The 19,967-nt window shown below is 63.6% G+C and carries 7 protein-coding genes; 2 read left to right on the forward strand and 5 right to left on the reverse strand.

Features of this window, described 5'->3' with window-relative positions; all coding sequences use genetic code 11:
- Positions 1-29: 29 nt before the first annotated feature.
- The 5 genes from VSR72_RS11415 to VSR72_RS11435 all read right to left on the reverse strand — a co-directional run bounded on the left by VSR72_RS11415 (position 30) and on the right by VSR72_RS11435 (position 17,067).
- Positions 30-11,231 (reverse strand): filamentous hemagglutinin N-terminal domain-containing protein, encoded by an 11,202-nt coding sequence (locus VSR72_RS11415; RefSeq protein ID WP_342952484.1) that lies wholly within the window; start codon positions 11,229-11,231, stop codon positions 30-32.
- Positions 11,232-11,450: 219 nt separating this feature from the next.
- Positions 11,451-12,074 carry a hypothetical protein gene (locus VSR72_RS11420; protein ID WP_342952485.1) on the reverse strand — a complete coding sequence of 208 codons (624 nt, stop codon included), beginning with the start codon at positions 12,072-12,074 and terminating at the stop codon, positions 11,451-11,453.
- A gap of 82 nt (positions 12,075-12,156) precedes the next feature.
- Positions 12,157-13,098 carry a peptidyl-prolyl cis-trans isomerase gene (locus VSR72_RS11425; protein ID WP_342952486.1) on the reverse strand — a complete coding sequence of 314 codons (942 nt, stop codon included), beginning with the start codon at positions 13,096-13,098 and terminating at the stop codon, positions 12,157-12,159.
- 10 nt (positions 13,099-13,108) lie between these two features.
- Positions 13,109-14,866, reverse strand: coding sequence for a ShlB/FhaC/HecB family hemolysin secretion/activation protein (locus VSR72_RS11430; RefSeq protein ID WP_342952719.1), 1,758 nt, complete (start codon positions 14,864-14,866; stop codon positions 13,109-13,111).
- Positions 14,867-14,913: 47 nt separating this feature from the next.
- Entirely contained in the window at positions 14,914-17,067 is a 2,154-nt protein-coding gene (locus tag VSR72_RS11435; RefSeq protein WP_342952487.1) for a filamentous hemagglutinin N-terminal domain-containing protein, read from the reverse strand.
- 366 nt (positions 17,068-17,433) lie between these two features.
- Between VSR72_RS11435 and VSR72_RS11440 the strand changes: the two genes are divergently transcribed.
- Positions 17,434-17,889 carry a DUF2846 domain-containing protein gene (locus VSR72_RS11440; RefSeq protein WP_342952488.1) on the forward strand — a complete coding sequence of 152 codons (456 nt, stop codon included), beginning with the start codon at positions 17,434-17,436 and terminating at the stop codon, positions 17,887-17,889.
- A gap of 379 nt (positions 17,890-18,268) precedes the next feature.
- Positions 18,269-19,918 (forward strand): M48 family metallopeptidase, encoded by a 1,650-nt coding sequence (locus VSR72_RS11445; protein WP_342952489.1) that lies wholly within the window; start codon positions 18,269-18,271, stop codon positions 19,916-19,918.
- Positions 19,919-19,967 lie beyond the last annotated feature (49 nt).

A 19,967-nucleotide genomic window follows, 5' to 3' on the forward strand; every position in this document is an offset into this window, starting at 1 on the left:
CGCCAAGAGCTGTGCCCACGGCCGCAACTTCATTGCCCCCCTCCCAACGAGAAGATCGGTTTGGATACGGAAACCCCTCCAGATACGCCCGCCGTCCCAATACCAAATTCAAACGCGGTTGTTCCCCCTATCGAATGGTTCACATTCGTACAGAGGATGTAACAGCCACCTGCGGTTGCTGAGGCTCCGTTGAGGTAGTTATCCGTCGCGAGTCCGGGATTATCAGTCGGGTCCAGTAAATAGCCAACCACAAAACTCCCTGATGGCGAAATCGGATTGGCTTTACCAAGTCCCACATACACCTGCCCATTGGACAAATTCACTGACGCTCCGTATTGAATGCCCATGCCCGACCCTGAGGCTGATATGTAATTTGGAGCACCCGCCCTAGCTGCGGCTTCCTGACTGACCATCGAACCCGCCAAGGTATTCCCAAAACTCGTAGCCGCATTTTTCAACATCTGCGTGCAGGTTTCAGGGTGGCCCAGACAATTATTGATCGCTTCGTTCTGCGCGGCAAGTGCGCCCGCCGCTGCATTCTGTCCTGCCAGTCCAGCCGCAGCGCCTCCGGCGAATGTCGCAAAGGCTGCAATCGCTGCCGCCTGTTCAGTTGTCACGTTCGGATTGCCACCCGTGATTGCACTGGCAACATACGGCGTCAAGGCCGCGCTCGCCGCCCCGCCAATCGCACCCCCGGCACACCCCGTGCCTTCGGCCGCACTCGCCGCACAACCCAATGCCGCATGGAGCGCCACGTTTTCGAACGAACCGGCAGGAGCATTCGACCCGATTGCCCCAGCCCCAACCGCCGCTATATCGGCCACGGCGTCGTCACGCAACGCCGTCGTAAAGCTGCCGCCGTAAATCGCCGTCGAAACCCCGGCGCTGATCACGCTCTGCTCGCCTACGCTTACCAGTGCCTGCCCGGCGTTCGCCAGCGTCTGCATCATGTCGGGCGAGATCAGGTTCGAGCCCATACCCCCGAAGTCGCCGCCCACGTCCAATCCCACATCAATTCCCTGGGTAAGCGCGGCCACAGCGCCGGCCTTCACCACATCCATCGGGTTCAGGGTGCCTGAATTCACAACGTCATCGAGCGCCGCTGCCAGCATCGCACCCGCTAGCGGACCCAGCACGTACGAAAGCGCAATGGCCGCGACCATTTCAATGACCTGGTCAAACGCCCCCAGCCCCAGCCCACCCGATGCAACGAAACTCGTATGCAGGTTGTCAATCAGCGCCTGCTGCGTGAAGTCTCCGCCCAGCTGCTGCTGCAACTGCGCGAGCAACTGTTGCGTACCCGCCTGATTGACCGTGCCGTCAGCGTTGAGCTGCTGCAGCACGCCGCCGATCTGGTTGAGCGTTTGCACGTTCAGGCTCATGTCCGCAGCACTCATAAAGCCGCCCGGCTGCACCTCCGTGCCGGTCATGTCGGTATAGCCGCCCTTGACCGAATTCCAGATCTGCCCGACGTTGACCTGATTGGCCTCGTTGGTCAGCGTACCGGTGTTCACTGTGAGCGTGCCGCCGGAACTGATGGTCCCCGTATTCGTGATGCTGCCGCCCGTCGCCGCGCTGCCGAAGTCGAGGGTGAGGCTCTTGGTCGCCTCGATGTTGCCGCCCGCCGAAAGCGCGTTCCAGTTCTCTGGCAAATAGACCTGCGGCATCAGTGCCGTGATGGTCGGACAAGTCGCGTAACCCGTTGCCTGGCACGACGGATCGGGCACGGTCTGCTCGACGTACCAGAGCATCGGCTGCGTGAGCGCATTGATCTGCGTTTGCGTGAGCGCCGTGCCGAGTTGCACGTTGTTCTGCTCGGCATAGGTGAGCGCGTTCTGGTAAAGGATTCCCTTTTCCTGCTCCGTCACCGAGAGGTTGTTCGTGCTGTCATACGAGAGCCCGCTCACGAAGCTTGCCTGCCCGGTCTGCTGCAACGCGGCCTGTTGCAGCACGAGGTCTTCTTCCTGCGGGTTGTAATAAAAAAGCGTCGATGAAGGCTGCAGCGAGGCCGGCAGCGCGTTGATCAACTGCTGCGGCCCAAGCAGCGAGGTCTGCGAGCCCAGCACCCCATCGACATACGAGGCGGTACCCGCCACGGCGGTCGGCAAAGGCGTCCCCACGGAACGCGGCGTCGAAATGTTGAGCCCGGGCAGTGCCCGCGGTGTCAGCGAGATGACCTGCGAAGGCGCATTCACGACCGGCGTGTAGGTGTTCGCGGTCGTAATGCCATTGATGAGCTTTTGCCCGGTAAGTGACACGCTGGTGCCCAGCACGTTGCCCACGTTCTGGATCTGCCCACCAGACGAAATCGTGAGATTGGGCGCCTGAATGGTGGCGGCGATGTTGCCTACGGGCGTGGGCGGATCGATCGAGCCGCCCACGCTCGTATAGGCGCTGCCGTAAAGCGCAGTGCATTCTGCGGCCGAGCCGCACGCCCAGGTGTTATGGCGCTTGTCACTGCTGAACAGACCCGTTTCCTGCACCCATTCCGAATGCCAGTAGGCATTGAGCGTCTGCGCTTCGTTGACGACGGGGCCGGCGACATTGATTGTCGCGCTCGTGCCCGCCGAGATCAGGCTGCCGATATTGGTGAGGCTGCCTGCATTGATCTGCAGATTGTTGCCCGCACTGATGACCGACGAACTTCCGGACTGCTGGTCGACATACGCTTCGCAGTAGCTCTCCTTGTAACCGCCCGAGGTCATGCAGCCTGCGTATGCCTCCTGCGAGCCATAGTCCTCATGCACCTGGATGGGGGGTGGCAACGTGTTGGTGATTGCGCCCGAAACGTTCAGCGTGATGTTGTTACCGGCGACGATGTTGCCCGAAGTGTTGTTCAGGCTCTGCGCTGGCGTCGTCGACGTGGCCGTCGAACCTACACCGCCGATCACGATATCGTGACCCGCAAGCAGGCTGCCGTCTGTGTTGTTGATGCTGCCCGCAGCCACCACGAGGTCGTGACCGGCAAAGATCGTCGCGCCCTGCTCCGAATAGGAGAACGTCGACGAGTTCGGATTGTCGCCTCGCACGGACATGTTGTTGTCGCACTCCGAGCCGCTCACACCGGAGGCGCAGCCGGGCTGCGTCGACGGATTCGTCAAACGCTGCCCCTGGTTGGTCAGGCTACCCGAGGCGACCACGACATCGTTGCCCGCGTAGAGCACGCCTCCATTGACGAGATTGCCGCCCGAGAACGTCATGTTCCGACCGGCAATGATCGAGCCTTGCTGGCCAAAACTGGTTGTGCCGCTGGTATCGGTTTGAGAGGAACTCGCCGAGGAATTGAAAGCGACCGTACTGGCAGGAAAGTTATTGGCGGTTCCGCCCGTACCGGCCACCGCAATGTTCTGTCCCAGGGCGTTCAGCGCCGTCATGAACGCGTTTAGCTGCGCCTGATCGACGGAATTCACGACGGTTGCCGGAACATTCGGCAACGCCGCATTGTTCAGGGACTGCAGGTTCAGGTTGACGTCGAGCCCCGCGGAAATACTCCCGCCCACGTTCGATAGCGAACCGGCCGTCATGTTGATACTGCCACCAGCGATCATGATGCTCGGGATAGCCGCGCCGGTCGTCGTGGTCGTCTGGTCGATGCCCGGCAGGGCAATGGTCGTCACGCCTGCCTGCGCGCTGAGCGTGCCGCCCACCGCCACGGGATAGCAAGTTCCCGACACATCGCAATAGCTCTGGTCCTGCACATAGAGCACGCCGCCTGACAAGTTCGGCTCGATCGACGAGAGCGTCGTCGGTCCGCTGTAGGAAGCGAGAAAGCAGTTGCCCTGATTGCCCCCCGGAGCGCATGTGGTGTACGTCAGTGTCCCGATGACAATCTGTCCGATGAGGTTGGGATCCGTCGCTGCGCTCGCCACCTGTGTCGTGGTCTGGGTCGCTCCGGCCTGCGCATTGTTGACCACTGCGCCCGCGTTGATATCGAGGTCCCCGCCCGCGGCAATCGTGCCGACCACGTTGTACACCGTTCCCGGCGTGTTCAGGCTGATCGTGCCGCCCGCCTGCGTCGTGCCGCCGGCGTTGTTGTAATCCCCGCCTCCCGTGAACGAAAAATTGCTCGTCGCTTCGATAGTGCCGCTGTTGGTCACGCTGCCGGACAGATTGATATCGTTGCCCGCGCGAATCACCGCATTTTGGGCATTCGACAGATTGCCCTCGAGGTCGACGTCCGCGGCGCTGATGATTTGCCCGCTGTTGGCGATCGTGCCGCCCGTTGAGATGTTGAGCGTGCCGGTGGAGTTGACCACACCTGCGTTCGAAAAACCGTTGATCGCGTTGATGGCGACATTGCCCGCGCTCAGGTCCCAGGTTTGTGCATTGGACACCGAGCCGAACGTCATCGAGAGCGTGTTGCCGGCACTGATCGTTCCTGCGCTCGAAGCGTCAAAGGTGGCGTTGGACGCATTCACCGCAGCGTTGTCGATCGCCAGAATCTGGCCACTCGCGTTATAGAGAGATGCGCCGCTGCCGTTGATCGTGAGGGAAAGATTGCCCGCGGTGCCGCCTGTGGGATTGCCCGCGAAGATCAACCCACCCTGGTTATTGAGCGCCCCCGTGTTGATGGTGAGCGTGTTCAGCCCCATCAACGAGCCGCCACTGTTGTTCAGCGTGCCGCCCACGTTCACAACCGTGTTCGTGCCGTTCACAAGGCCCGCGTTCGTGAAATTTGACGCGTTCACGGTCGTGGTGCCCACCGACACCAGAGAGGCGTTCGCCGCGTTGACGACGTTCTGCCCCGAGACGTTCAGGTCGCCGCCTGCCAGCACGCTGCCCGCGTTATAGAAACCGCCCTGCGAGGCCAGCGTCGCGCCACCCACCACGTCGACCGCACCGCCCGTCAGGTTCAGCTGGCTGGACGCCTGCGCATTGAGGGCACCGCCGACAATGGCCTGGCCAATGTCGACCGTAGCGCCCGCGAGTTGCAGGTTCTGCGAGGTCACGAGCGACGCCTGGCTCGCGTCAAGCGTCCCCTGCGCCGTGGCGACGAGGTTCTTCGTCGCGCTGGCCGATCCGCTCATCGTGACGTTGCCGCCGGTGAGCGTGAGGCCGCCCGCGACCACGCTGGTGCCGGAAAGCGTCAGCGTTTGTCCAGCCTTGAGCGTCGTATCGCCGTTCGACGACACACCGTTCACGCTCACATTGCCCTGGGTGCCCGTGACGTTGACGTTGCCCATCGACGACACGCCGCCCGCGAGCGTCGCACCGTTCGCAGCCTGCACGCTCACGTTCCCGCCGCCTTGCACCGCGCCCGAAAACGCGATGCTGCCGCCGTGCGAAGTGGCGCTCACATTGCCTTCGGCCGTCGCCGCGCCGAACGACATGTCGCCGCCCGAGGTCGCCGTGAAAGCACCCGCGGTCTGAACGGCGCCAAGCGTGACCGCTCCGCCCGCGCTCACGCCAATGTCATTGACGAACGTGAGCGCGCCACCGCCAGCAATTGCGCCGCTGGCCGTAAACGTCCCCGCACCGAGACCGAGAAATGCTCCGCTGAGCGTCATGCCGTTGCCAGCAGACACGGTCGTGTCGCCATTCACGAGCGCACCTGCCAGCAGCGCGGCATTGCCGCCTGCGTTCGCGTTCAGATGCCCGCCCGTGGTGATCGCGCCCGCCACGGTCAGGTTGCCGGCAAGATTGCTCGTGCCCGCCTTGAGGTCGATGTCGCCGTTGGCCGCAGCCGTGCCACCGATGCTCGCATTGCGTCCCGCAGTCACCGCAAGCGTTGCACCGCTCGAGAGCGCGCCGCCCGTCTGCACGTCGCGGGCCGCAGTCAGCGTCGTTGCCGTGCCAGAGGTCACGCCGTTCGTCACGACGATATCGCCCGTACCGGAATCTCCGTTCGCCTTGACGGTGACTGATCCCCCCGCGGTGGCCGAACCCATCGCGACGCTGTTGCCCGCCGTCGCGGCAAGATCGCCGTTCGTCGTCACCGCGCCGCCGATGGCGATGTTATTGCCAGCGTTCAGCGTGGCCTGCTGGCCAAACGCAACGGACGCGCCACCGATCGTCCCGCCCGACTGCAGCGTGCCGGTGCCCTGCGCGGCGATACCGCCCGCAAGCGTCATGTCGCTGCCCGAGGTGAGTGCTGCGTTGCCACCGGCCTGCGTCTGCCCGGTGAAGGCAAGCGACTGCCCGGCGCTCGCGTTCAGGTTGCCCTGGGTCGTCACGTTCCCGGCGCTCGCGCTGCCGTTCGTGGCGGTGAGCGTGAGGTCACCCGCCGAATTCACGTCGGCGGCGCTGATATTGCGCGCGGCACTCGCGTTCGTCGTACCGCCCGCGTTCAGCGCCCCGCCGATGCCGATGTCGCGCGCCGCCTGCAGCGTCACATTGCCAAGCGCGGTGACCGGGCCCGTAAATGTCACGTCGCCCTCGCCCGCATTACCATTGGCAAGCACGCTGAGGTTGCCGCTCACAGCCTGAACACTGCCGAGGCCCGCGTTGTTGCCACCCGTTGCACTGACCGAGGCGCCCTGCAGCGAACCGGTCAAGGCAAGGTTGTTGGCCGCCGTCAACGTTGCCGCATTGGCAAACGCAGCCGAGCCGGCGCCGGTCATGTCACGTCCCGCGTTGAACGTGCCCGCCATCTGCCCGGCCACGGTACCTGTCAGCGCAACATCGCGCCCCGCCTGGACCGTCACGTTGCCGGCCGCCGCGTTCTGGCCGCCGAGTGCCGTGTCCAGACCCGCCGTCACGTTGAACGTGCCAGAAGTGGTTGCCGTGCCGCCCAGCGTCGCGCTGCCCGTTTGCGCGCTGACATCAAGATCGCCCACCGATTCGAGCGCGCCCGTCACCTGCGCGTTGCGCTGTGCATTGAGCGTGAGTGTCGCGCCGCTGCCGGCCGACCCGCTCACCAGCACGTCGCGCGCGCCCGTGAGCGTGATCGCGCCTTGCGCAGTCGCGGTGCCAGTGATCGCGGCATCGCCCGTCGTCGCGTTACCGCTGGTGCCGTTCGCCGCGAGCGCGAGCGTAGTCGCCGACGACACGTTGTTGAGCGACGCGTTATCGCCGCCCGTCGCCTGCACGCTGTTACCCTGCAGCGTGCCGGTCAGCGCAATGTTGCCCTGTGCGCCGAGGACCGCCGCGCCCGTGAACGCCTGCGTGCCGGCACCGGTGATATCGCGCCCCGCCGAGACAGTGCCGTTGCTGGCGACGAGCGTGCCGTTGAGCAAGGCGTCGCGGCCCGCGTTGAGCGTCGCGTCGCCGGTGGCGCTCGTGCTCGCGCCCAGCGAGAGATCAAGTCCAGTGGTGATGGCAAGATTGCCGCCACTGTTGATCCCGCCCGTGGCCGCGAGGCTGCCGTTCTGCGCGTTGAGGGTGACGTCGCTGTTGGCCTCAATCGCACCGGTCACGGCAATACCGCCAAGCGCGGTGACGCCGAGCGTCGTGCCCGAAGCAAGCTTGCCGCCTTGCGCCACCGTTACGTCGCCGTTCGCGGTCGCGCTGAATGCCCCAGCGGACGCTGCTGCCCCGTTCACCGTGAGGCTACCGCTGCCGAGTGTCCCGGCACCCAGCGACAGCGTGCTGGCGGACTCCACGTTGTTCAGCACCGCGTCGGCACCCGCAGTCACCTGGACAGACTGCCCCTGCACGAGACCGCCCTGCGCGATGTTGCGCGCGGCGCTCAGGATCGCACTCTGGCCGAATGCGATCGTACCCGCACCGCCAATGTCACGCCCCGCGCTCACGCTGCCATTACCCTGGCCGTTCACCGACCCGCCAACGTTGACGTCGCGCGCGGCGTGGATCGTCGTGTCGAGCGCAGCCGTCGCTGAGCCGCTCACATTCGCGTCCGTGTCCGCCGTGATGCCGAGCGCACCGCTGCTGTTAAGCGCGCCGCTCACGTTCACGCTGCCGGTCTGCGCGGCGAGTGTCGTGTCGGCCGCCGATTGCAGCGTGCCGGTCACGTTCACGTCGTTACCCGCGTTCAGGGCAACACCTGCGCCGCCCGCGAGCGTGCCGCCCAGGTTGACGTCGTGCTGCGCAGACAGCGCGATGGTCGAGCCCGCTGAAACATTCGCGAAACTGCCCGAGCCGCCCGCCGTGGTCTGCACGGTCGCGCCGCGCAGCGAGCCCGTGAGGGTCGTGTCGCCCGCCGAGGCGAGATTCGCCGCAAGCCCAAACGCGAGCGTGCCCGCGCCGCCAATCGCGTTGCCGGCCGTCACCGTGCCGTTGCCCTGTGCGACGACCGAACCGTTCATTGTCACGTTCTGGGCAGCCGTGAGCGTCATGTCGCCAAGCGACGCCGTGCTGCTCGTTCCAGGATCGCTGCCGAGCACGATCGACTGGCCCGCATTCGCGCTGAGATTCGCACCGCTCTGGATGACGCCGGTGCTCACGAGCGAGCCCGCTGTATTCGCGAGCGTGAGGTCGCCGTTGGACTGGACGGTGCCGCTCACGTGCGTGTCTGTGGCTGCGGTCACGCCGAGCGTCCCCGAAGCTTTGAGCGTACCAGGCACCGATACCGAAGCCGCCGCCGTCACGGCCGCATTGTCAAGCGACGCGACCGTGCCGTTGACCTGCACGTCGCCGCCGCCCGCATTACCTTGCGCGTTGACCGCAAACGCCGAGTTCGCCTGAATATCCGCAAGCACAGCCGAATTGCCGGCATTGAGCGTGACGTGTTCGCCCTGCAGCGAACCCGTGGTTGTCAGGTTATTTGCAGTACTGACGGAGACGTCCTTCGAAATGCCGATGCTGCCGCCCAGCACGGCATCCCGCCCGGCCGTGACCGTCGCGCCACCCTGCCCCGCGAACGTGCCGCCAAGCGTCACGTCTCGGCCTGCCGCAAGCACAGTGTCACCAGTTGCGCTGGTCGCGCCGGTCATGGCGACGTCCTGCCCCGCCTGCGCAGTGAGCGCGCCGCCGCTGTTGAGCGTGCCGCTGGCCGCTATATTGTTCGCCGCGCTCATGGTGAGATCGCCCACCGACTGAACCGTGCCCGCCGCCGCGACATTCACGTCGTGCTGCGCGGTGAGCGCTACGCTCGAACCGCCCGCGAGCGTGCCGTTCACGTCGATATCCGTGCCGGCCTGCACGGTCGTCGCGCCAACTGCGGCGGCGTTGCCGTTGAAAGTCGCGTTGCCGGTTGCAGCCGTGACAGCGAATGCGCCGCCCGCCTGCACGTCGTTGAGCGCGACATTGCCCCCTGCGCTCACCTGGAGTCCGTTCGCGAGCAGCTTGCCCGTGAACGTGACGTCCCCGCCTGCCGTCAACGCGCCGCTCTGCCCGAACGCGACCGATCCCGCGCCCGTGATACCGGCCGCTGCGTTGAACGCACCGTTCTGCTGGACGATCGTCACACCGTCCAGGCTCATGCTGCCCGCGCTCACGTTCGCGTTCGTGCCGACGAGCAGTGAACCCGGCACGCTGAATGCACCGGGCGTCGTCGCATTCAGCGCCGTGCCGCTTGCCAGTGAACCGGTGATGGCAATGCCGCCCGTGCCCGCCGTCAGGTTGACGGCCCCCATCGCCGTCGCCTGCGCGCCAATTGTCGTGCCCGTGCCCGCAGACAACGCAAGGCTGCCGTTGCTGTTGACGTTGGCGGTCGCAACGATATTTCCGGTAGTCGCATTCAGTGCGAGATCGCCGGACGTTTGCGTGGCTGCATTGACGCTCACATTGCGCTGGGCCGTCGCCTGCAGGCTCCCGCTGCTCGTTGCGCCGTTGATCGTCACGTCGCGCGCGGCATTGAGCGTCGTCGCACCGGTTGCAACCGTTGCGCCACCGAGCGTCACGTCGCCCGCGCCGTCGTGGCCCTGCGCCGTCACTGCGAGATTGCCGCCCGCCTGGATATCACCCGTTGTCGCGTTCGCACCCGCGTTCAGCGCAATGTCGCCCTGGGCCTGTGCGTTCGCGACGTTGACGTTGCCACCCGCCGTCGCCGTGAGGGCGCCATTGGTCTGGAGCGTCCCGCTCGACGTCACGTCGCCGTTCGCCGCAATCGAATAACCCGTGATCCCGATATGCGAGCCCGCGAGCGTCACGCTCCCGCCCGACTGCACGCTCACCTTCTGCTGCGCCGCCGTGCCCGCCATCGACACGTCCCCGTTCGCGGAAAGCGTGATGTCGCCCGTGTTCGCGGCAAGCTGCGCATCGGTGCGCACACCCATGCCCGCTGCCGTGCCAATCATCTGGATCTGGCCCGCCGTCATCGCGCCGTAGGCCGTCGCGTCGATGGCGAGGCCGCCATTCGCCCCGCCACTCGCGGCGTTGATCGCCGCTGCGGTGTTCGTTGCGCCATTCGCGCTGGTGGACCAGGTCGTGCCGGTCGAATCGACCGCGGTTGGCGCGACGTTCTGAACGCCAGCAATCGCGTTGATACGCGTACCGGCATAGAGCGGCGCATTCACACCGATCGTCGCGCCGATGAGGTCGATGGTCCCGACCGTACCTTCGATGCCCGCGCCCGGACCGTTGACGCCCGGATTACCTTCAATCTGGATATGGCCGCCGGTCACGTTGTAGCCGATGGCCTGGGCATTGTCGAACCCGACCTGCGAGCCGCCGATGCCCGAAAGGAACTGTGGTGTCCCGGTAGAAAGCGTGACGCCGACGGTATTCGTGAATCCCGTACCGCGCGTGGTGATGCCGTTCGGATTCGCGATGATGACGGTTGCGGGCGCGCCGAACACTTCGAGCGGACCGTTGAGCAGGCTCGCGAACGCCGAGCCCGTGGACGTGACCTGATTGACGATGACGCTCGCCGTGCGCCCGTTCAGGTTCGGATTCGCGGCGACATCGCCGCCCGTGAGTGACGTACCCGACGCAAGGCTATTATTGAGAATCAGGCCAACGGGATCGATGTTGAACGTCTGGAACTGATTCAGCGAGATGCCGGCCGCGTTGGGCGCGGTGATGTTGACCACGGGTACGCCGCCGCCCGCCCCCGTGGATTGCGTGATCTTCGGCTGGAACGAGATCGGCGCGGTGGGATCGACGATCGGCGTCGCCTCTGCGGCCTGCATCGCAAAGCGCACACGCAACCCGGCCAGGTCGCGAATCTGCTGCCATGCCTCATCGTCGAGACGCTTGCTGCCCGCCGCGAGCACACCCGCTGCCGACTGGCTCTGCTCGAACGTCACCGTCAACGGCCCGATGAACAGCATCGCGGCGACGACGGCCGACACGCTGCGCTGCCAGCCGCTGTACGTCCGCACATTCGAGGCGACGCTCAGGATGCGTCCCGATGTCTCGTGCAGGCGTGCCCGCAGTTCATCCCGCAGCATCCGTACGTGCTCAAGTTGTCGCAAGGCGTTTCGCGTCGAAACTCGCATGATGTTCTCGTTCTTCTTCGTTTTTTTGTCTTGCATGACGCGGGTTGGCCGCCCCGCCTCACGTGCAGCAGATTTTTCCCCGTCCGCTGCGAGCCTCTCGTTGTCGAGGCTTTTCGCGCTAAGCTTCAGCCGCCCTGTAAAAGTGCGGCTGAAGGATGAGCTTTCGCTGACTCAGCTTGGCGAAGCCGCGTTCTTCTTTGGCGCGGTCGGCAGCAGGTCTTGCGCGCGCTCCTTCGCCTTGCCTGGTTCGAAAACCCATGCTTTCGGGACATCGGCTGCGGTCTGTCCGTTGCTGTGCACGAACGGTCCAAGTTGATCGAGCACCTCAGCCGCATCCCAGCCGGTCACTTTCATCGTCAGCACGGCGTCGTCGTTGAACATCCGGATGTCTGCCGACTCTTCGTGTCTGTTCACCCCGCCACCGCCACTGGGAATAATGATCGGCACGTAGTAGACGGTTTTTCGCATCATGCTGTGATCAAACCCTGAGGTGCGTACGAGGCTGCTGGTCGGCGCAAGGGCACCCGCGATGGCGGGCGGAATGACCATGAAGTACTTGAATCCGTGCTGTCGAGTCAGCTCGGCGCAACGGTACAGGAAGTACTTGTGCACATTCTGTTGCGTCGAATAACCGTTGCCCCAGAACTGGACATGCAAGGTCTGATCGTCGATCTGCCTGTCCTTATATCCGCCTGTCAAACCTTCCGACTGGTACGGAGTGGCGCATCCCGTCATGGCCGCCGACGCTGCCACGACCGCCAGGGCGAGTACTGCTTTCCTGATGTTCGAGTTCATTTCCCCGATTCCTTCTGATTTCTGTTCTAGTTCGTAAAATGCCGAGCGGGTAAAGGTCACGTCAGACGCAGATCACGCTGCATCACTGCTGGATCGTCGCGCTCTTCATCAGATCGACCACCACCTGCGCCGTCGCTTTCTGCAGCGCAATCTGTTCAAGCTGCTGGCGCAATGCCGCCTTCGTCGTTTCGAAGTCGGGAATCTGCGTGGCGCGCGACTGGTCCATCTTTACGATCCAGAAAGCGTCGCCAACCTGAACGGGCGACGTCGTCACGCCCCCCTGGGGCAGCTTCACCATCGCCTCGGCGAGCGGCTGCGGCCAGTTCTGCGTCTTGCCCGCCTCGATGGGCGTCTTGAACGAGACCCAGCCCATTTCACCGCCCTGCGCCGCATTCGGCCCCTGGCTGAACTGGCGAGCGAGCTGCGCGAAATCGGTGCCCTTCTTCAGTTGCGCGAGCACATTCTTCGCGGTGTCTTCATCCTTCACGGCGATCACGCTGGGTTTGTATTCCTTGTCGCCAAGCGTCGCGACGACCGCGTCGTAGCGCGCCTTCACGTCGGCATCGGTGACGGGCGCCGGTTTGACCTGGTCGCGCAGGAAGGCCTGCGACATCGCCAGCGCCTTCGCCTGTTCAGCCGCCTCGATCACTTGCGGACGCGTGTCGTAGTGCTGCTTTTCCGCAGCCTGGCGGAACAGTTCACGCGCAATCAGATGGTTCTTGATTGCCGCGCGTGTCTGCGGCGTGTCCGGCGCGTTGACCGCCTTGAGCGCCGCATCGACCTGGTCCTGCGTGATCAGCACGTTGTTCACGCGCGCGACAGCATTCGCAGGCAGCGGGCCGGATGCTGGCACAGGCGCGGCCGCTTTCGCCTTCGCGCTCGAGTCCGTTGCCTTTGCCTTCGTATGCACCGTCGCGTACGCGTCGTTTGCGCCAATGAAGCCCACCGCGCCTGCGGTTGCCGCCACGAAGGCCGCGCGTATCGCGAACCGGCCTGCGCCCTGCATTGAAATCGACCTGCTCATGTCTGCTCCTTTATTCCGACCAGTTGATCGTTGCGAGTACGACGGTTGCCTTCTCGCCCATGGAAGCGGGCTGCAACAGCGCCCGACCCACGAGCACTTCGCCCGTCATCGTGTGGCTACCGAAACGGCGCGCGGCGCGTACACCCACGCCTGCGCCCATCAACGTCGGCCAGCCGCCCTGAGCCACCAGGTGCGACTTGCCGCCATCGAGAAATATGTAGGGTTCGAGATGCGTGTCGAAGCACGCTGGCGCGTTCTGCCAGACAGTTTCATTGCGCAGGTAAAAGCCGCTATCGCCCGCGATGCCGCCTTCCGTGAAGCCGCGCACCGAGTCCATGCCGCCCAGAAAGATCTGCTCGTTGCCGAAGAGCGCGACCGCACTGTACTGCGCGCGCAGCCTGCCCCGGTACGCAAAGGAAAGCGCACCAAGCTGGCCGAGCGTCGCCTGCAGCGTGAGTGTGGCGTCGCCCATCGTGAACTGGCTGTGCGCGTCGCTGCTGTCGATATCGGGGCCGTCATGGCTCGCGGAAAGCCACGGCAGACCTTGCGAAATGCCGAGATCCCACGTGGCCGCAGCCGGATCGCCATGCGCCGCGAACCGGTACAGTCCGTTCACACCGATGCGCGCCACCGTGAGGTCCTGCGGGGAGAGTTCGATCCCGTTGACGCTGCGCTCGGTGCGCAACTTGGTCAGCGTCGCGTCCAGACTGATGCGGCCGCTCGCCGAGCGCGTGAGCACGTCGTTCCAGCCGAGTGTCTGGCTGAACGTGCGCCCGTCGAGCAGCGCCGTGTCGCCGATGGCCTGCTGATACTCCGAGAGCGCGGTCGTGTAGCTGAGCGTCTGGTAGCCGAACGGCACCGCGGCCGAAAACACCAGCGCATTGCTGTTTTCGGAGCCGACATAACTGAGCCCGAGGGACTCCTGAAAACCGATCGCGTTGTCCGACTCGAGTGAAGCGCGATAGCGCAGCGTGCCCGTGCTGGAACTGCCGTAGTTGTCGAGGCCCGCATCGACATAGAACGGGCCACCGTAGTGATTTGTGATGGCGACGATCGAATCACCCGGCGCCTCACCTGGCAGGATCTGGATCTGCGCCTGGTTGCGGCGCAGCCGGTTGATCTGGTCGACGCCCTGCTCGAGGTCAGGCAGGCGCAACGCATCCCCCTGCGAAGCGCCAAATGCCCACGCTGTGCCGTCGTCGGAAAGAAAGCCGCCGCCAACGGGGGGCACACGCCCCGGTTGTGTGCTGCGCGGCCTCAGCGGCTGGCCATTGAGGGTAAACGCCGCAATGCGCCCCGCCACCACGTTGATCGTCAGCGTGCCCGAGGCGAGATTCTGCTGCCCGAGATACGCGCGCGTGGTGATGTAGCCGTGTGCGATGAAGGCTTCAGTCAGCCGGCGAAGCAGCAGGTTGATACGGTTGCGGCCCAGCATCCTGCCAATAAATGGCTGCGCGACTTCATCGAGCGCACGACGCGAAACCGGCGAGTCGCCGGTGAATTCGATGTGATCGATGCGGAACATCGGCGCGACGTCCGGCAATGACTCCACATCCGCGCCGGCAGGCAGGTTCGGCACCGCGCCCTCCGGCACCGAGATCTGTGCGGGCGCCTGCTGAAGTTCGTCGTTACGTTGCTGGTCGCGCTGCTGTTGCAGCAGGCGCTGCGCCGGGTCCTGCACCGCGCGGGCACCTTGCGGGAGTGGTGGCAATTGCGGCACGGGCGGCGGAGGCGCCAACTGTGCGCGCGCATTCGACGCGAGCAGCATCGCCGCCAGCGCGGCCGCGCGCAGACCGGCCCGAACGAAGGACGTGCTCACAGACCGAACCACGACACGAGCCCGATCGAGTTATGCGTGCCGATACCCACCGGCTGCTGCCAGCGCGGGCGCATCGTGACAACCCCACCACCCGCATGCACACCGTTGGGCGCGATGAAGGCGCCGCCGTCAATTTCGCCCACGCCGGTGAGTTCCACGGCGCCCGAGCCGCCCTCGAACAGGCCACCTGTATCCGTCGCGTAGATCGACGCCCAGCCGTTACCGAACCATGCCTTCAGGTCGTGCGTCTCGTTGATGGCGCTATAGCCCAGGACGGCTTGCGCGCGCGTACGCGGCGCGTCGAGTGAGAGCTTGCCCACGGCGAGCACGGTGCCACCCGTATTGGTAATCTGCGTGCCTGCCTTGAGGCTGATATCCGTGCCCGCTTCGATCACGCCGCCAAATGCCTGCACGGAACTGCTCGCACTCGACTTGCAGAAGATGAAGCAGGATTGCCGGTACGCCGCCTGGCCGGTGAAAACGGCCTGCGTGTCGAGTGTGCCAAGCGCGGTCATCGAGACTGCGCCGTTATTCGACAGGATCGAGCCGCCCGTATTGGCAATATTGTTTGCGTTGATCGTCACGTTGCCCGAATCGGCCGTGACGTAGGCGAGTTCGTTGGCATCCGCGAGCTGTCCGTAATCGACGTTGAAGCCGCTGTTGCGATGGCGGAAGAAGAGGAAACCGCTGCTGCTCTGCGAGAAACCGACCGCCGCGCCGTTTGCCACGCCCGTGGTGTGATCGGTGATATTGCTGAAGTCGCCGCCCGCCGTGATGTTTACATTGTTGTTCGACAGCACGCGCGCATTTTCATTGACGACATCGCCGCCTGCGACGATCGAAACATCGCCCTGCACGCCGAAGAGAATGCCGAGGGCTCCCCCTGGATTCGACTGGTTGAGCACGTTGCCCGCGGCGGCGATCGTCACCGCACCCTTCGACGCAGTGTCTCCGGATGTTTGCTGCTGCCCCTGGATAAGCGATCCGACATTGACGATATCGCTGCTGCTCTGAAGCACAACGCCCGCGCTCGCCGATGCGACGGTCGAGCCCTTCTGGGCATTGTCGAGTTCGAACGTCAGACCGTTCGCGCCCAGATTGACTGCGCCGTTCGCGATGACACTGCTTCCCGTAAGTGTCAAAGCGCCGGTTGCGGTGAGCGCGGCGGCGCCGTTGTTGGCGTTGACCTGGGTGTCGGTAAATGCGAGCGCGTCCTTGACGTTGAAACTCACGTCTGTGGCCGCGTTGACCGAACTGTTGGAGAACTGCACCGCGCCGTTCGAGCTCAGCGAGAAATTGCCGAGCGACGCATTCAGCGGACCCGCGCTGCGCACGCCCGGCCCCTGGTCGGTCACGATCAGTTCGATGCGCCCGCTCGCGATGCTGCCTGCTGCCGAGATGTCGAGCGCAAAATTCTTTGCCTGGGCATTGGCAGAACCGGATGTGATCGACATCCAGTCGTTCGCATTATCCGAGGCGGAAAAACCGGTGTTGAGCGTGACCGAACTCGTGCCTGCCAGGATGCGTGTGAGCGCCGTTCCTGAGGAGAACGTGTTATTCAACGCTCCATTGACCTGTACATTCTTCGCGATCAGATCGAGATCCACGAGCGCGCTCGACAGGCCGCCCGGACCAATCACGATCGTGCCGCCGGTCGTGCCGAGCACGACATTGCGCTGAACCACCCCCGGCGCGATCTGCACATCGCTGAAGCTGACCTGACCGGTCGTGAGCGCAACGTGGCCGGCGTTGACGAACGAACCACCGTTGACCGTGATGCCGTTGGGATTGGCGAGAATGAGGTTCGCGCGCGAGCCCGCCACGGTAATTGCGCCTTCGATCAGGCTCGGATTCGTGCTCGTGACCTGATTGACGATCGTACGCGCGTTGATACCGACGTTATTGAGCGTCGCGCCCGCCGCACCCACGTTGAACGTCGAATAGGTGTTCTGCGAAACGCCCGCGACAGCCGGCGCGATATTGACGGTTTGTGCACCAACCGCAGTGGTCGTGACCGTCGTTATGGTTTTGCCATCCGGCACGATGCCGACGGCGAGCGCGAACGACGGCGCAAGGAACGCGCTGGTCAGGATAACGAATAACGCGCGCTGGCCTTCGCTGCGCGCCTGGACATACCATCGGCTTTGCATTGTTCTCTTCCCCGGCACGCGCGAGCATTGCATGCGTGGGGAACCCCGGAGCGGTCGGTGTACCGCGTGTTTTAAGTTCGTTTTTGGCTGCTCATGCGAGGCTATCGGCAACCTTCAGACGAATCTTTAGTGGGGCGCAATCATTTTATGCCCCTTGAATTTAAGTAATAAAAATGACTGGAATTTGAAAACAAATTGAATGATTTTTGAATCGGTCATTAGAGTTCGAATTCAAGTGGTATTGAGGCAGCGGTAAAGAACTGGAATTCCGTGCCGTAATTCAAAAATGCCAATGTCGGGCGAGATACGCCACCCAACCGGGCATTCTTGTTTTTCAGCCAATTCGGGATTTATCGGGACACTTGAATGAAGAACCTCTACCGCACTCTGTCGCTCTCAGTCGGCGTAGCATTGCTCGCAGCAGGCTGTGCATCGGGACCGCAATACAAGGACGTTGCATCCTCGATACCAACGCTCCCGGCCGATCATGGTCGAATCTACTTCTTCCGCGCTGACAGCTTCGCCGGAGCCATGATCCAGCCGGAAATCAAGCTTAACGACAAGGTCGTCGGGCGCTCCGTACCGGGTGGTTTCTTCTACGTGGACGAGATCCCGGGCGATTACACGGTGTCGACGACGACTGAGACGAAGAACGAGGTATCGTTCACCTTGCGCGCGGGTGATACGAAATACGTGCGTACCTCGATCAGCATGGGCATTCTGGTTGGGCATATCACGCCAACCCTGGATGATCCGGAAACCGCACCGCACGAGGTCGAGCAGCTCAAATATACCGGCGCGACGACCACGGCCGCAAAATAGATCCGTTGAATTGAACAGGCCGGATAGCAAGGTGGGTGGCGCGCTGCCCACTGGATAAAGTTTCCGGCCCATTCGAAAGTGCGCCTCGGATCGTCGACAACTTCGTGCTGCGCCCTCTGGAAAGCCGTTCAAAAGAAAACGTGATTTTCTCCGAGTCGCGCGAAATCCCGCGTCGATATCCACCGCCAGACAGCAACTGGTCGAAAGCCATTGCTGCCGGGAATACGTAGTAGGTCGTTTGAGTCGCGCGCTCCCGGGAACGCGTCCTCTTACGCTATTCGTATCTCCGCAGACACAATCTGTGATCGGAAAGCGGTGGTTCGATACCTGCCGACCGTGTCCGGTAGTAAGCCGCCTGGATAACGGACCCGGCCGCGGAATGCCTACTGCATTTTCAGAAAATCCTCAAGAAAAGGCGGCGTTTGCCGAAATAGCCGCTCTGCGCTTCGCGACGCTGTCGTCGCGAAAGTACGATCACGCTCGAAGAGACCTGCAAATGGCCAACAAACCGCTTTCCCGCACCAAGGCGCTGTGCATGTTGCTCGCCTGCCTGTTCTTCATTCCCGTATTCGGCGTACTGACGGCGCACTTCATGGCCTCGGAGTACGAGGGTCAGTTTCACGATTCGGTGGTGTTCAATCAGCGTCTGGTCACCGAAGAAAACTATCAAGCCCGGCACCTGAGCTATGTCTCGGTTTGTGCACAGATCCGCGCTGCGGGAAACGCGGAGGGCTATAAGGAAATGTGTTCCCCGGCAGACGAGGTCGCGATCGTCGAATACGCTTCGTGGGTGATTGCCGGCATTGGCAGTTTGATCTTGCTCGTGATTTACGGCGGCAGAGCGATCGCCGGCACGAATCGCGCACGGCTGAGCGGGATGTTCGGCTTCGTTGTGCGTGCCGTGATGTTCCTGCTCGCGCTCTCGGTGTTCGGCCAAGCGGTGTTGTTCGTCTTTTCGGTCTACACAATCGAGACCATGACGATTCATCAGGTTCACGCGGTGCTGCTCGCCACCGTGGGATTTGCAGCGCTACTCGTGTGCTGGACGCTGCTGCGCTCGACGTTCCAATTCTTAAAGCAAACACCAATGCTCATCAAGGCTGTGCAACTCGATCGCGAGTCTCAGCCTCGGTTGTTCCAATTCGTCGACGACATCGCACGTCGGCTCGGCGCACGATCGCCGGCCAATATCATCGCCGGGCTCGAGCCCAACTTCTTCGTTACCGCAGGGCCCGTTGCGTTGTTTGGACGTCACGGCACGATCGCGAACGAAACGCTGTTTATTTCGCTTTGCACGATGCGCTTGTTCAGCAAGCCGGAGTTTGCGGCAGTAATCGGCCACGAACTCGGACACTTCCGTGGCGACGACGTGATCTACAGTAAACGCTTTGCGCCCGCCTACTCACGACTCGGCCAAGCGTGGTCTGCGATGGCGTCATCACGCGGAGGCAACGCCTCGGATCTCGCACGTCTGCCGGCCATCGTGACGCTGGGTACGTGCTGGAATGTATTTGCGTCCGCGGAGCGCTCCATCGGACGAGAGCGCGAAATGCTCGCCGATCAGGCGGGCGCTGAGGCGTCGGACGCCCGGTCGCTTGCGCGTGCGCTGGTGAAAATCGCGACCCATGCGCGCCAATGGGGTCCCCTCATGCGCGCGCATATCGATGAACTGGCCGAAGGACGCATGTATGAGAACTTGTCGGTGACCTATCAGAACGGCTGCCGCACCGCGCTCGGCGCGATGGACTGGAACGCCGCGCGCGACGAGCTTGGCAAGACAGCGGTCGCGCACCCCGTCGATACTCATCCGCCGCTTTCGCAACGTCTGCAGGGTCTGGGTACGTCGCTCGACGAAGTCACTCTCGAGGAGGTGGGGGTACCCGAAGAATCGGCCATCCATCTGCTGCAGGACCCCGAGGCTGTCGAACAGGAGCTTTCGAAGCTCGAAGCCCAATGGCTAGTTGCCATTCGCGCGGTAGTCGTTCCGCGGAATCAGGCACGACCCGCGGAACCTGTTGGCGAAATGTAATTGTCGTGCACTCCACTGGCCGAGGCATGGCGGTCGTACTCGAGCGACT

The organism is Paraburkholderia sp. JHI869, from assembly GCF_038900775.1.
In the GTDB taxonomy this organism is placed as follows: Bacteria; Pseudomonadota; Gammaproteobacteria; order Burkholderiales; family Burkholderiaceae; genus Paraburkholderia.

Coding starts and splice junctions, on each gene's coding strand:
- VSR72_RS11415 (WP_342952484.1), bottom strand. CDS start 11,231: ATGCTGCGGGATGAACTGCGGGCACGCCTGCACGAGACATCGGGACGC.
- VSR72_RS11420 (WP_342952485.1), bottom strand. CDS start 12,074: ATGAACTCGAACATCAGGAAAGCAGTACTCGCCCTGGCGGTCGTGGCA.
- VSR72_RS11425 (WP_342952486.1), bottom strand. CDS start 13,098: ATGAGCAGGTCGATTTCAATGCAGGGCGCAGGCCGGTTCGCGATACGC.
- VSR72_RS11430 (WP_342952719.1), bottom strand. CDS start 14,866: ATGCTGCTCGCGTCGAATGCGCGCGCACAGTTGGCGCCTCCGCCGCCC.
- VSR72_RS11435 (WP_342952487.1), bottom strand. CDS start 17,067: ATGCAAAGCCGATGGTATGTCCAGGCGCGCAGCGAAGGCCAGCGCGCG.
- VSR72_RS11440 (WP_342952488.1), top strand. CDS start 17,434: ATGAAGAACCTCTACCGCACTCTGTCGCTCTCAGTCGGCGTAGCATTG.
- VSR72_RS11445 (WP_342952489.1), top strand. CDS start 18,269: ATGCCTACTGCATTTTCAGAAAATCCTCAAGAAAAGGCGGCGTTTGCC.